This window comes from Aminobacter sp. NyZ550 (genome assembly GCF_025628925.2).
GTDB classification, from domain to species: Bacteria; Pseudomonadota; Alphaproteobacteria; order Rhizobiales; family Rhizobiaceae; genus Aminobacter; species Aminobacter ciceronei.
The window spans coordinates 2,501,462-2,514,151 of sequence record NZ_CP114190.1 but is presented as its reverse complement, the minus strand read 5'-3'; the positions used below and the strand labels follow the sequence as shown (position 1 = coordinate 2,514,151).

Annotated in this window: 13 protein-coding genes; 8 read left to right on the top strand and 5 right to left on the bottom strand. The window is 64.2% G+C overall.

The features are described 5' to 3' along the window. Window positions 1-41 precede the first annotated feature (41 nt). Together N7E70_RS12440 and N7E70_RS12435 are read right to left on the bottom strand one after the other, a co-directional pair. A complete protein-coding gene (locus tag N7E70_RS12440; protein WP_263006533.1) occupies window positions 42-446 on the bottom strand; it encodes a hypothetical protein in 405 nt (134 codons plus the stop codon). Window positions 447-654: 208 nt separating this feature from the next. After that, window positions 655-1,101 (bottom strand): YcgN family cysteine cluster protein, encoded by a 447-nt coding sequence (locus N7E70_RS12435; protein WP_263006532.1) that lies wholly within the window; start codon window positions 1,099-1,101, stop codon window positions 655-657. A gap of 202 nt (window positions 1,102-1,303) precedes the next feature. Between N7E70_RS12435 and N7E70_RS12430 the strand changes: the two genes are divergently transcribed. The 5 genes from N7E70_RS12430 to N7E70_RS12410 all read left to right on the top strand — a co-directional run bounded on the left by N7E70_RS12430 (window position 1,304) and on the right by N7E70_RS12410 (window position 6,285). Next, a complete protein-coding gene (locus N7E70_RS12430) occupies window positions 1,304-3,388 on the top strand; it encodes an OmpA family protein (protein ID WP_263006531.1) in 2,085 nt (694 codons plus the stop codon). A 306-nt stretch (window positions 3,389-3,694) separates the two neighbouring features. After that, on the top strand, window positions 3,695-4,231 hold the full coding sequence (locus tag N7E70_RS12425; RefSeq protein WP_067959907.1) for a TIGR00645 family protein: 537 nt from the start codon (window positions 3,695-3,697) through the stop codon (window positions 4,229-4,231). Between the two features lie 155 nt (window positions 4,232-4,386). Continuing rightward, entirely contained in the window at window positions 4,387-4,605 is a 219-nt protein-coding gene (locus N7E70_RS12420) for a hypothetical protein (protein WP_157097055.1), read from the top strand. Window positions 4,606-4,792: 187 nt separating this feature from the next. After that, a complete protein-coding gene (locus N7E70_RS12415) occupies window positions 4,793-5,221 on the top strand; it encodes a PACE efflux transporter (protein WP_067959901.1) in 429 nt (142 codons plus the stop codon). A gap of 539 nt (window positions 5,222-5,760) precedes the next feature. Then, window positions 5,761-6,285: a hypothetical protein gene (locus N7E70_RS12410; protein ID WP_083948758.1), complete on the top strand. Its 525-nt coding sequence runs from the start codon at window positions 5,761-5,763 to the stop codon at window positions 6,283-6,285. Between the two features lie 74 nt (window positions 6,286-6,359). Here the strand turns inward: N7E70_RS12410 and N7E70_RS12405 are convergent, their stop codons facing one another. Beyond that, window positions 6,360-6,785 (bottom strand): VOC family protein, encoded by a 426-nt coding sequence (locus tag N7E70_RS12405; protein ID WP_067959892.1) that lies wholly within the window; start codon window positions 6,783-6,785, stop codon window positions 6,360-6,362. 69 nt (window positions 6,786-6,854) lie between these two features. Between N7E70_RS12405 and N7E70_RS12400 the strand changes: the two genes are divergently transcribed. Further along, window positions 6,855-7,460: a TetR/AcrR family transcriptional regulator gene (locus N7E70_RS12400; protein ID WP_263006521.1), complete on the top strand. Its 606-nt coding sequence runs from the start codon at window positions 6,855-6,857 to the stop codon at window positions 7,458-7,460. Between the two features lie 3 nt (window positions 7,461-7,463). On the opposite strand, the gene N7E70_RS12395 is transcribed toward N7E70_RS12400, so the two are convergent. Then, window positions 7,464-8,399, bottom strand: coding sequence for a LysR family transcriptional regulator (locus tag N7E70_RS12395; protein WP_067959886.1), 936 nt, complete (start codon window positions 8,397-8,399; stop codon window positions 7,464-7,466). 110 nt (window positions 8,400-8,509) lie between these two features. On the opposite strand from N7E70_RS12395, the gene N7E70_RS12390 reads away from it, so the two are divergent. Both N7E70_RS12390 and N7E70_RS12385 read left to right on the top strand, forming a co-directional pair. Beyond that, complete coding sequence (locus tag N7E70_RS12390) at window positions 8,510-9,145, top strand: FMN-dependent NADH-azoreductase (protein WP_263006520.1); 636 nt, start codon at window positions 8,510-8,512, stop codon at window positions 9,143-9,145. 398 nt (window positions 9,146-9,543) lie between these two features. Beyond that, on the top strand, window positions 9,544-12,030 hold the full coding sequence (locus tag N7E70_RS12385; protein WP_263006519.1) for a PIG-L family deacetylase: 2,487 nt from the start codon (window positions 9,544-9,546) through the stop codon (window positions 12,028-12,030). A 53-nt stretch (window positions 12,031-12,083) separates the two neighbouring features. Here N7E70_RS12385 and N7E70_RS12380 read toward each other — a convergent pair whose 3' ends face one another. Beyond that, window positions 12,084-12,542, bottom strand: a complete 459-nt coding sequence (locus tag N7E70_RS12380) for an Lrp/AsnC family transcriptional regulator (RefSeq protein ID WP_067959879.1) — start codon at window positions 12,540-12,542, stop codon at window positions 12,084-12,086. Between the last annotated feature and the right edge of the window lie 148 nt (window positions 12,543-12,690).

Here is a 12,690-nt window from a genome sequence, read left to right as displayed (position 1 = left end):
GCTCCCGCTACTGCGATCGGACGTGTCCGACGCTTTTGAAGTTACCAGCGGACGACCGGGCAATTCGGGGCGCGGGCGAAGGTGATCGCGACGCGCTCGCCATATTTGCGGCCGCTCACCGTGATCGAGCGACGGTTGACGTCGACGATGCGGGCGCGGCGCAGGCCCATGCGCTCGGCCTTGTCGACAGCGCGGTCAGGCGAGCAGGCGCGGTCCCAGCGGCCACCGGGGCGACCCCAACGATTGTCGTGGCGGTTGTCCCAGCGGCCGCCATTGTCCCAGTTGCCGTTACGATTGTCCCGGTCCTGGACGTAGACGCCGACATTTGGCGACCCTTGGCCGAGATTGAGATAGAGGCCGTCGGCCTGGGCGGTCACTGGGGCGGCAGCCAGCGTGCTGAAACCGATGACGGCTGCAAGGGCCGCAGTCTTGATCTTGTCGAACATTGTGTCTTCTCCTTGAACTCGAGGCGTCAGGCCATCTCCGCCTGAGCGATGGGCAGACAATGCGCCACCCAAGCTGAACCGTTTTCGAACCATGCATTCATTTTCGGTTCATCTAGCAAATTGTTGATTTTAATGATTATTTCTTACACTCCGCAACACGGCGTGAGGCGCTGCGTGGCCCTGGGCACGGCCAATTGAAGGCCTCCGCTTACGGCTCTTCGTCGAGCATGTGGTCGAAATAGTCTTCCGGCTCGGCCATGTCGTCCTCGGAGGCGGTCAGCTTGCCGCGCATCGAAATGCCGGCCTCGTGCACCGTCTCGTAGCTGCCGGAGACGAGGTGGTGCCACCAGTAAAGATCATGCCCCTCGGCGACCAGACGATAGGCGCAGGTGCTCGGAAGCCAGGAGATGGTGCGCACGTTCTCAGGCGTCAGCCCGACACAGTCCGGCACGCGCGCGAGGCGGTTGGTATAGTCGGCGCAGCGGCAGGTCTCGCCGTCGAACAGGCGGCAGCCGACACTGGTCCAGTAGATCTCGCCGGTATCCTCGTCCTCGAGCTTGGACAGGCAGCATTTGCCGCAGCCGTCGCAGAGCTGTTCCCACTGGGTCGGGCTCATCGCCTCCAGCGGCGTCGTTTTCCAATAGGCATCGTCCATGGCAGGCATTTGGCCCCGATGCCGAGGCGCGTCAAGCTGCTCCGCGCATTCATCGCCAGTTCAGCGAAACCACGATATTGCCATGTTGCTGTCGGGCAATCGCCCCGATGCGGTGCGACTTCGGCGGCAAGCGGAACCATATCAGGTTCCATCTGTTTGGGCCGGGACGGGACCAAAGTTCATTTCGAGGAGATTTCCAACGATGAAACGCCAACCACGGATTCTCGCAGGCACGGCAATCGGCCTGTTCATGGCATCCGCGCCGTTGGGCGCCATGCCGCTGCCGAACGGAACGCTGGCTGAAGCAGGTGCAACGCTGCCGCTCATCCGCGTCCAGTCCGACTGCCAGGAAGGCGAATCGGCGGAAGCGTGTGCTGCGCGCCAGGGCGGCGGTCAGCAGGCCCCTGCCCCCGAGGCACAGCCCGAGCCTGCCCCGCAGCCGGAGCCCCAGCCAGAACCGCAGCCGCAGGCCGAACAGCCGGCGCCACAGGCCGAACAGCCGGCACCGCAGGCCGAAGAGCCCGCGCCCGAGCCACGCCGCAAGAAGCGCGAGGCACCGGCGGCCGACGAACCGGCACCTCAGCAGGAGGTAGCACCGCAGGCAGAGCCCGAGCCGCAACCGGAAGAGCCCGCCCCCAAGCGCAAGAAACGCGAGCCCGCTGCCGAACAACAGCAGCAGGAACAGCCGCAGGCCGAACAGCCCGCTGCCGAGCCGGAGGCAACGCCCCAGCCCGAGCCGCAGGCTGAAGAGCCGGCGCCAAAGAAGCGCAAGCAGAAGGAGCAGGCTCCGGCCGCCGAGGAGCCAGCCGCGACGCCCGAGGTCGCGCCTCAACCAGAGGCCCAACCCGAGCAGAAACCCCAGGCCGAACAGCCTGCAGAGCAGCCGGCGGAGAAGCCTGCCGAGGCGACACCGGAACAGGCTCCCACCCCTGCACCGTCGCCCGAAACCACGGCTCCCGCAGGCGAAGCGCCCGCCCAAGGCGAACAGCCTGCCACACAGCAGCCCTCGACCGAGCAGCCCGCATCGGGCGAACAGCCGGCATCAGGAGAGCAGCCAGCGACGGGCGAGCAGCCCCAACAGCCGGCGACGGGCGAGCAGCCGCAACAGCCTGCCCAGCAGGGCGAGGCAAACCAGCCGCCAGTGAACCCCAACGAGGCGCCGATCCTCGACAGCCAGAAGGAAACACCGCCCGCCGAGGCCGGTGGCCAGCAGCCTGCTGCCGAAGGCCAGCCCGCACAGCCGTCCACCGAAGGTGGCCAGCAGACGGCGCAGCCGGTGCCGGTCGACCCGGGCCCGCCGCCGGTCGACGACAAGACGGCCGCCGAAGCGGCCCAGCCCGTCGAGATCCAGGCCGTTACCGCCGAAAAGGGCACCCGCATCGAAAAGATGCCCGAGGTCGACCTGCGCCGCAGGCCGCGCCCTGAAGGCACCGAAGTGGTGCGCGAGATCGGCGACCGGGTGATCATCCAGATCAACAACCAGATCATCGTCGAGAGCAACGACCGTCCGCGCATCACCCGTGACGCCCAGGACGTCTATTACGAGGAGCTGCCGCGCGGTCGTACCCGCGAGGTCATCATCCGCGACAACGGCAACCAGATCATCACCATTCGCAACCGCTATGGCGACATCGTGCAGCGCTCGCGCATCACGCCCGATGGCCGCGAATATGTGCTGAGCTATGTCGACGACCGCTATTACGAGGAGATGGACGAGTGGCGCGATCCGGGTCTCGACCTGCCGCCGCTGCAGCTCCACATTCCGCGCAACGAGTACATTCTCGACGCGCAATATGTCGAGGATGACGACGCCTATTATGACTTCCTCGAACGTCCTCCTGTGGAACGCGTCAAGCGGCTCTATTCGGTCGACGAGGTCAAGCGTTCGGCCCGTGTCCGCGACATCGCCCGGCGCGTCGATCTCGACACGCTGAGCTTCGAGTTCGGCTCGGCCTCGATCCCCGAGAGCGAGATCGCCAAGCTCGAGGGCGTCGCCAACGCGATGGAGAAGCTGCTCAAGAAGAACCCGGCCGAAACCTTCCTCATCGAGGGCCACACCGACGCCGTCGGTTCCGATGTCGCCAATCTGGCGCTGTCGGATCGCCGCGCCGAGGCCGTGGCGGACGCGCTTACAAACGTCTTCGGCATCCAGCCGGAGAACCTGTCGACGCAGGGTTACGGCGAGCGCTACCTCAAGGTGAAGTCACAGAAGCCGGAGCGCGAAAACCGCCGCGTCGCCATCCGCCGCATCACCCCGCTGGTGGCACCGATCGCCAGCGCCAACTAGCGGCTGAAGACACTGAAACGAAACCCGCCCCGCGCACTGCAGGGCGGGTTTTTGCCGCCAAAGCATCCTTTTCGGACATGAAATCGCCGGTAACAATCACGCGATCACCCGGCTTTGGCCATTGAATCGCTGGATTTTGATGCCACTTTGTGGATGACGTGGTTCCCTGCCCCGTCCCATCTCCGGCGTTTCAGGAGATCAGGCCCGGCCGAATCCCCCCTCCAGCGGCCGGGCCTTGTTTTATCCGCCAAGCTGTTGCATGCGTCGGCACCGCCTCATTTTCCAATCGCCATTTTCGGACGTCTCATGAAACGCCTCGAACACGCCGTCGAATCCATCATTCTCGCCTCGCGCTGGCTGCTCGTGGTGTTCTACCTCGGCCTCGCCGTGGCGCTCGGCATCTACGCGCTGTCCTTCGTCAAGAAGCTCTACGAGTTTGTCATGAAGGTGATGGTGCTCGACGACACCGACACCATCCTCAAGGTGCTCGGCCTGATCGACGCGGCCCTTGTCGCCTCGCTGGTGGTGATGGTCATCATCTCGGGCTACGAGAACTTTGTCAGCCGCTTCGACAACCATGACGGCGAGGTCCATTGGCTCGGCACGATCGACATCAGCTCGCTCAAGATCAAGGTTGCCTCGACAATCGTCGCAATCTCGTCGATCCACCTGCTGCAGGTCTTCCTCAACGCCCAGCAATATACCTCCGACCAGCTGATGTGGCTGACCATCATTCACCTGGCCTTCGTGCTGTCAGCGCTGCTGCTTGCCTATATCGACCGCCTGACCGGCCTCTCCAAAGGCGACAAGAAGGCCGCCGGCGAGGACGGCCCGAGCCTCTAGGAGGGACCGTCGGCCGGATTCATTTTCTCAACCGCACCGGCCAAGCCACTGGATTGGCTCACCTTCGGCCGTTAGGGCGCCGATTGACATCAATGGACGGAGGTGCTGCACAGGCGCCTCCGTTTTTGTTTGCGCAGGAGGCTCTGCTGCGGCTGTTGGGATATGCACTGCTCGTCCTGGGCGTCCTGGTCTGTTCGGCGACCTTCGGCGGCTGGATCTGGCTGAACGCCCATGGCTGCGGCACCGGCTGCAACGATTTCCGCCTGCGCTGGGAAGACACCGAGGCGCTCGCCGTATTCATCCCGCCCTTCATTGCCGGCGCCGTGCTGACGCTGGCCGGCGCCGGCACGATCCTTTCCCATCGCAGGAAGTAGCCGGACAATACCGGCGCCGCGCGGGACGGCAGTTACAGGCCTGCGATCGTCCCTGGCACCATCGAACAACCGACCATGGCAGTACTGAACATCTGGCACGGTTCTTAATCTTGCTTCCGAAGCGAGGACCATCTCCCCCATCTGGGACGCTTTTTTCGGAACGGGCCGAAATCCCACGGGGGCTAATATGCGCACCACTCTTGATCGTGTTCGCCACGCCATCAGCTTCGAACTGATCGGGCTGGCGCTGGTCACGCCGCTTGGCGCCTGGGCTTTCCACATGCCGATGGGCGACATCGGCGCCGTCGCCATCGTCAGCGCGACGATCGCAACGATCTGGAACTACCTGTTCAATCTCGGCTTCGACCACCTGCTTCTGGCGATCAAAGGCAGCGTCCGGAAATCGCTGCCTGTGCGTGTCGCTCACGCTGTCCTGTTCGAGGTCGGGCTTCTCGCCGTCCTGATGCCGTTCATTGCCTGGTATCTCGGCGTGAGCCTTCTTCAGGCGCTGCTGATGGATGCGTCCTTTGCGGGTTTCTACATGGCCTACGCATTCGTCTTCAACCTGGCCTACGACCGGGTCTATCCGGTGCAGGAGCGCCCGGCCAAGGCCTAGATCAGGCGCTGCCAATGGTTCTGGCCTCGCGAAACTGGAAACAGCATCCTCGAGCAGATTGGAATCCCTGCCGCACGCGTTCGCCTCACCTGGTTTGGTGGCGACCCTGAACCGACAGATGGGGTCTATTCAACCACTGCAAGGTTTGAAGAAGACGTGGACTGGCCATCCGGAGAGACCTGGAGCGTCGTGCTCGCGTTCGACAGGGGAAATGTGAGCGCCTATTTCCTGTCAGTTTTGGCGCCACACCAGCGCCGTCGCGCCGGACGGCAGTCTGAAATGTACGAAGGTACGCGGCGCACGGCGCTGGTGGAGGTATTGGCATGATATTGGCCGTTGTCGAGCGAGGTTGCGTCCGCTCCTCACCAGAGCCCCGCAAGTGGACAAGGCAAGGGTGATAGCCGGTTTTCTGCTGGCAGCTTTTGCGTGGGCATCTTGTCTGGCCGGGCGCCGAACCTTTCTTCAAAACGCCGCATTCATCTTGCGTTCAAGCCATGCTCGCTAAGGTCGAGGCCTCCAACGATTCGAGGACTTCTATCGTGTCAATCGCCCAAACCCTTACGATGCGAACGGCCTTCGCATCGATCTGCGTCGCCGGACTGGCGGCAACCGTCTCCGCCGTCACCCCCACCCCTGCAGAGGCTCAACGGCTGATCCGCTGCGCATCGGAAGGCGGCACCTGCCGCCTGCCCTATCCGGCAGAAGTCGTCTATGGCGCGCAAGGCAGGACCACCTCGCGCTTCATCGACGCGCCCGCGGTCCGCTGCTCGAACCGCAGCTTCGGCGATCCGGCACCGGGCCTGCGCAAGGAATGCTACATCGTCGAGCGCGGCCGGCGCAGCCGCGACTATGGCGATGGCGGCTACGGCGAACCGCGCCGCAAGCGCTGGGTGGCCTGCGCCAGCGAGAACGACTATTGCGATTTCTACGGCCGCAAGCGAGTGCGCTACGGCACGATGAGCCAGTTCGAAGAAGGCGTCTTCCGCGACGGCGTCGATTGCGACAACGAGACCTTCGGCGATCCGGCGCCCGGCATGCGCAAGCGTTGCTACATCCAGGACTGAGCCTGCCGGCCAGGTTGAAGCCATAGTGATAAAGTGACGGAGGCGCCTCGCGGCGCCTCCGTTTTCGTTTGCGTTCAGGCGTCAACCGTACCCGGCGCATACAGCGCCAGAAACTCGGGGCTCGGCGGGATCGGCGTGATGACGTCGATCAACACGCCATTGGGGTCCCTGGTGATGAAGTGGCGCTGCCCGAAGTCTTCGTCGCGCAGCGACCGCAGGATCGGCAGCCCTTCCGCGACGACCCGCGCATGCACGGCATCGACATCCTTGACCTCGAAATTGATCAGCAGGCCGGCGACCCGCCCGCGCCCCTCTTCGGGGATCGTCTCGTGGTCGCCCTGGACGATGGCGAGATTGACGTCCCTGTCTTCCGCCGACCGCAGATGGACATACCAGCCGGCATCAAACTGTGACTCGAAGCGGAAGTGCTTGACGTAGAACGCGGCGGTGCCGGCGACGTCGCCGGTCATGATCACGGGATAATAGCTTGTCGTTTTCATGGCTTTCCTTCTCTCCTCAATCAACATACAGTCTGCATGTAAATTCGAATTAACATACAGGCTGAATGTATGCAAGTGAAAACCGAGCGCCGTTCCAACCGTGACCGCACCGAGGCGACGCGCGGCGACCTGATCGCTGCCGCGCGCAGGCTGTTCACCGAAAAATCCTATGCCGAAACCGGCACGCCGGAGATCGTGGCTGCGGCCGGCGTCACGCGCGGCGCGCTCTATCACCACTTCAGCGACAAGCAGGCGCTGTTTGCGGCGGTCGTCGAGCAGGAGGCGCATGCGGTTGCCGAAGAGATCGAACGCGCGGCACCCGTCTCCCTTGGCGCCCGCGAAGCGCTTCTTGTCGGTACCGAAGCCTATCTCCGGGCGATGCAGATGCCGGGACGGACGCGGCTTTTGCTGCTCGACGGCCCGGCGGTGCTCGGCCGTCCCGGCATGGACGCCATCGACGACCGCCATGGCAACCGCACGCTGCGCGAAGGCCTCGCAGCGGCCATGCGTGCCGGCGCAATGCGCAAGCTACCGCTGACCACCCTTACCAGCCTGCTCGCAGCCACCTTCGATCGCGCCGCGCTGGCGATCGATACGGGCGCGCCCTTCGCCGACCAGATGGCGGTCATCTCGGCGCTGATCGACGGGTTGATGACGGCCGAGCAGCCGGCCTGACGCTCACGCCATGCCGGTCGCTGTCTGGCGCTGCGGCTCGAACTCGTTGAAACAGCCAAGCTCGCGCTTGAACTGCTCGATCAGCCAGGCCGCCGCCGGCTTTGGCGTGCTGTCGGCGCGGTGCATGGCAAACAGCGGCGAGCGCTGCTCGCTGTAAGGCTCGAGATTGAGCTCGACCAGGCGGCCATTGGCCAGATCGTCGGCGATCAGCCAGCGCGGCAGACCGCCCCAGCCGAGCCCCTCGCGCATGAGCGCATGTTTGGTGCGCATGTCGGTCAGCCGCCAGGTGCGATAGGCGAACACGCCGAAATCGCGTCCGCGCGTCCGCTCCGACTGGTCCGACACGACAAGCTGGATGTGCTCGCGCATTTCCTCCAGCGGCACCGGTCCTAAAATCTGCGCCAGCGGGTGATCGGGAGCGGCTGCCGGCACCATGGACATGAAGCCAAGGCGAACAAGTTGCACCTCGGCCTCGCCAGTTATGCCGCCCACTCCGAGATCGGCCTGCCCGGTCATGACCTGATCGACGATCAGCCCGAGCGAGCCGACATGCAGGCGCAGCGCCACGGTCGGGAATCGCTCCTCGAACGCCTTCAGCACCGGGACCAGCACCGGCGACGGCAAGGCGACCTCGACCGACATCGCGACCTCCGCCTCGAGTCCCTGCTGATGGCCGCTGGCCCGCGAGCGGATCCGCTGCAGCACGCCGATCATGCGGCGCGCATCTTCCAGCATCGTCTTGCCGACGTCGGTCAGCTGCGGCTCGCGCGTGCCTTCGCGCTCGAACAGCCTGAGACCCAACTGCGCCTCGAGATTGGCAATGGCATAGCTGATGACCGACTGCGCACGGTTGAGCTTGCGGCCGGCGGCGGAAAAACTTCCGGTTTCCGCCACGACGACAAAGACCTGTAGCTGGTCGAGGGTGGGATTGGGCTGCATCTATCCATCCAGATTATCGATGGATCATATATAAAATATGCCAGTTTTTCAAATGGGTTGGCTCGACCATATTCAACGCATCGAACAATCCAACCCCAGGAGAAACCGCCATGTCCGTCCTGCTTGTCACGTCCAGCCCCCGCGGTGCCGCCTCGCATTCGACCCGCATCGCTACCGAATTTGCCCACAAGCTGGTGGCCGCCGATCCCGCGGCCACTCTCGTCGTCCGCGACCTCGTCGCCAACCCGCTGCCGCATATCGATACCGACTACGCCACGGGTATCTACACGCCGGCTGAAGCCCGGACCAAGCGCCAGGCCGAGGTCGTCGGCGTGTCCGACGCCGTGCTCGACGAGTTGTTTGCCGCCGACACCGTCATCCTCGCCACCGGCTTCATCAACTTCAACATCTCGTCGACGCTGAAATCGTGGGTCGACCACGTCGCCCGCTCGGGCAAGACCTTCGCTTATGGCGAAAACGGCCCCAAAGGCCTGGTCACCGGCAAGAAGGTCTATATCGTGCTGGCCTCAGGCGGCATCTATTCGGAAGGTGCTGCCGTCCAGATGGACCACGCCATCCCCTATCTGCGCAGCGTGCTCGGCTTCATCGGCATGACCGACGTCGAGGTCGTCCGTATCGAGGGCGTCGGCATGGGCCCGGACGCAGTCACGGCAGCCCTCGCCAAGGCAACGGCCAAGGTCGATGCGCTGGTTGCATCCTCAGTCCATACGGCCATTGCCGCATAGCACCCTTACGATCGCCACGATTGCCATCGGGCGGACGCAGTCAGCGTTCGCCCGATTCTTATTGTCGGTGCGTGCCGGCACCGTGCTTGCCCACCCTCGTTGATCCAATTGTCTTTCGATGCCGGACCAGCATCTGCCTTCAATGTCGCAGGCACAGGACGAAGCAAGCGACGACAGGCGAAAAACACCGCCGCTGCAGGCGCAGAGGGCATCACTTTCCCATACCCCCGCCGTCGGCTCCTCACCATAGGTAAGCACCTTCTCAATTACATAAACTTACTTGAGTTATTTTATCTTGCTGGCCATAGTCTGCTTGCTGGCTCCATTGGCCAGCGCAGGCGCCCAAGGGAGGGGAGCTGCCACCTCACGGCGCCGCCTGATTACGAGAGGAGATTTCCATGTCCACGATGACCCGGCGATTGTTCATCGCCTCGTTGCCGCCTGCCCTTCTGGCAATGCGCACCGCCGCGCACGCCACGCCCGCCACCGACCTCGAACTGATCGCCAGGCAGAAGCTTGAGCCGGCAATCGTGACCCTGCACCGCCGCCTGGAGCGCCTCACCTCGACGCTCACATTCATGACCACAGGCGCCCATCCCGATGATGAGCCAAGCGGCCTGCTCGCCGCCCTGCGCCACGTCTACGGCATCCGCCCGGTGCTCTACTGCATCACCCGCGGCGAAGGCGGCCAGAACAGCATCGGCGCCGAGCGCGGTTCGGTGCTTGGCGTGCTTCGCACACGCGAAATGCAGGAAGCCTCGCGCTCACTCGACGCTTCGCTCGCCTTCGGCGGCCGCGGCCACTCCGATTCGGTGCACGATTTCGGCTTCTCCAAGGGTCCCAACGCCACCATCGACCGCTGGGGCCGCGACCGTGTCGTCGAGCGAATGACCTGGGCGTTCCGCCAGTACAAGCCCGACATCGTCATGAACTGCTTCCTCGATGTGCCTGGCCAGCACGGCCAGCACCGCGCCGCCGTCGTTGCTACCTTCATCTCCGCCGACATTTCGGGCGACGCCAAGGAGTATCCCGAACAGCTCGCCGCCGGCCTCGACCCATGGAACGTGCCCAAGATCTATTCACCGGCCTATGGCGGTGGTGGCGGCGTCTATGACGATGAAACGCCCCCGCCCCCGACCACTCTGACCGTCACTGCGCCCGAGCGCGACAAGATCTCGGGGGCGACCTTCCCGCAGATGGGCGAGTGGTCGCGCTCCTGCCACCTGACCCAGGGCATGGGCAAATGGCGGGAAGAGCCGCAGACCGAGTGGCAGCTGCATCTCGCCCGCGTCGCCAAGGGTGAGCCGGCAAAGACCGAAGGTGACATCCGCGAGGGCCTGATCGCCACCGTCGGCGACATCGCCAAGCTCGACGGCATGCCGGCCTCCTCGGCGGACGCCCTGCGCAACGCCCAGGGCCTGATCGACGAGGCCATCGCCGACTATGGCGACCCCGTCGTGGTGACCGCCAAGGCCGTCGAGATTGCCAAGGCCATATCAGAGGCCCGCAAGCAGCTGCCGCAGGAGCTGCGCGCCGAGGTTGCCCATCGCCTCGAGCGCAAGGCGCGCGAAATCGACCTGGTTCTGGCAACCGCCGCAGGCATGCATGTCAGAGCGTTCACCTCAGGCGAAGACCTCAAGCCGGGCGACAGTATCACCATCAAGACCTTGGTCGAAGCCCCTGAAAACGTTGTCGTTGAATCGGCCGAGATCATCGCCCGCAAGGGCCTGACGGCGAGCAATGACCAGCTTTCCGTCGCAGCCGACGCCGAGCTCACCAATCCGCTTACCGAGCAGTTCGACCCGCTCGGCGGCAACGGCGATGCCTTCGTGCGCCTGACTGCCAACATCGGCGGCCATTCGGCGGTTCTCGACGTCGACCTCGAGGACGCGCTCCGGGTGGTGCCCGCGGCATCGCTCGAGCTGAAGCCGGACGCGGTGGTGTTCAATACCGCTGCCGACTTGGCACCCGTCGCCATGACCGCCACCGTCACCAACGCCAAGGTCGGCGACCTCAAGATCGATCTGCCGGAAGGCTGGGCACTCAACCCGTCGGGTGAGGCGTCTGGCAACTCAGGCACCTTCGACCTGCAGCCGCCGGCGAAACCCGGCGAAACCCGCTTTGCCATCGAACCCCAGCTGCTCGGCAAGGACGCCTATGCCATCAACACCTTCACCTACCCACATATCGGCCGCTCCGTCGTGCCGACCAGGGTGTCGGTTCCGGTACAGACGGTGGGCGCCCAGCTGACCGGCCTGAAGGTCGGCTATATCGGCGGCGGCAGCGACAAGGTCGGCCTGTGGATGAAGCGCCTCGGCATCGATGTCGTCGAGCTCAGCCCGGCCGAAGTCGGACAGGGTGCATATCGCGACCTCAAGACCATCGTCGTCGGCATCTTCGCTTTCGGCAAGCGCAAGGACCTCGCCAAAGCCGTGCCCGAACTGCACAAGTGGGTGCAGGATGGCGGCCATCTGGTCACGCTCTACCACCGCCCGAGCGACGGCTGGGATGCCGAGAAAGTGCCACCGCTGTTCCTCAAGATCGGCTCGCCCTCGATCCGCTACCGCGTCACCGACGCTAGTTCCGAGGTCGATATCCTGGAGCCCGAGCACCCGCTGCTCAACAAGCCCAACAAGATCGGGCCGGAGGATTGGGCCAACTGGGACAAGGAGCGCGGCCTCTACTTCGCCTCCGAGTGGGACAAGGCCTACAAGCCGCTGCTGGCGATGAGCGACAACGGCGAGGACAAGCTGCAAGGCTCGCTGCTGTCGGCCGAGATCGGCAAGGGCCGCCACACCCACACCTCGCTCGTGCTGCACCACCAGCTCGACAAGCTGGTGCCCGGCGCCTTCCGCCTGCTGGCCAACCTGGTCCAGCCCGCCTGACGAAAACGAATGGCCCCGGCAACCGCCGGGGCCCTTTTCTCCCCCAATGCCGCCTAGAGTGGCATCTCCGACGTCTGTTTGATCGTCTGGCTCGGCACGTCGGTCTTGACGTTCTGCACGCCCTTGATGCGGCTGAGATGCTCGGACTGGAAGCGCCGGTAGGCGTCGATGTTGGCGGCCACGACGCGCACCATGGCATCGCAGTCGCCGAGCATCAGGTAGCATTCCAGCACTTCGGGCAGCTTCGCCACCTCGGCGGCGAAGTGCTCGATCGTGTCCTCGTCCTGCGCTTTCAGCCATATCCGGGTGAAAAAAGTCTGCCCCTTGCCGATCTTGGCCGGATTGAGCATGGCGACGTAGCGGTCGATGACCCCCGCCTCCTCCAGCAGCTTGACGCGCCGCAGGCAGGGCGACGGCGACAGTCCGACCTCGCGCGCCAGATCATTGTTGGCCATCCGGCCGTCGCGCTGCAAGGCACGCAGGATGCGCTTGTCGATGTCATCCAGCTTCATTGGCTCAGAATTCCAATTTTTTAGATACCTGCGGCATCAGATGCCATATCGGCACCAAACTCAACAATCTTCGCAACCAAATTGCGCCAGCCTTGGACTAGATTGCCGTTCGACACCATCACTTCGAACCTTTTGGGAAAGCGCGCCC

Bases quoted from the DNA above. Each gene is read 5' to 3' on its own strand.
- N7E70_RS12440 (WP_263006533.1), bottom strand. From the start codon at position 446: ATGTTCGACAAGATCAAGACTGCGGCCCTTGCAGCCGTCATCGGTTTC.
- N7E70_RS12435 (WP_263006532.1), bottom strand. From the start codon at position 1,101: ATGGACGATGCCTATTGGAAAACGACGCCGCTGGAGGCGATGAGCCCG.
- N7E70_RS12430 (WP_263006531.1), top strand. From the start codon at position 1,304: ATGAAACGCCAACCACGGATTCTCGCAGGCACGGCAATCGGCCTGTTC.
- N7E70_RS12425 (WP_067959907.1), top strand. From the start codon at position 3,695: ATGAAACGCCTCGAACACGCCGTCGAATCCATCATTCTCGCCTCGCGC.
- N7E70_RS12415 (WP_067959901.1), top strand. From the start codon at position 4,793: ATGCGCACCACTCTTGATCGTGTTCGCCACGCCATCAGCTTCGAACTG.
- N7E70_RS12405 (WP_067959892.1), bottom strand. From the start codon at position 6,785: ATGAAAACGACAAGCTATTATCCCGTGATCATGACCGGCGACGTCGCC.
- N7E70_RS12400 (WP_263006521.1), top strand. From the start codon at position 6,855: ATGCAAGTGAAAACCGAGCGCCGTTCCAACCGTGACCGCACCGAGGCG.
- N7E70_RS12395 (WP_067959886.1), bottom strand. From the start codon at position 8,399: ATGCAGCCCAATCCCACCCTCGACCAGCTACAGGTCTTTGTCGTCGTG.
- N7E70_RS12390 (WP_263006520.1), top strand. From the start codon at position 8,510: ATGTCCGTCCTGCTTGTCACGTCCAGCCCCCGCGGTGCCGCCTCGCAT.
- N7E70_RS12385 (WP_263006519.1), top strand. From the start codon at position 9,544: ATGTCCACGATGACCCGGCGATTGTTCATCGCCTCGTTGCCGCCTGCC.
- N7E70_RS12380 (WP_067959879.1), bottom strand. From the start codon at position 12,542: ATGAAGCTGGATGACATCGACAAGCGCATCCTGCGTGCCTTGCAGCGC.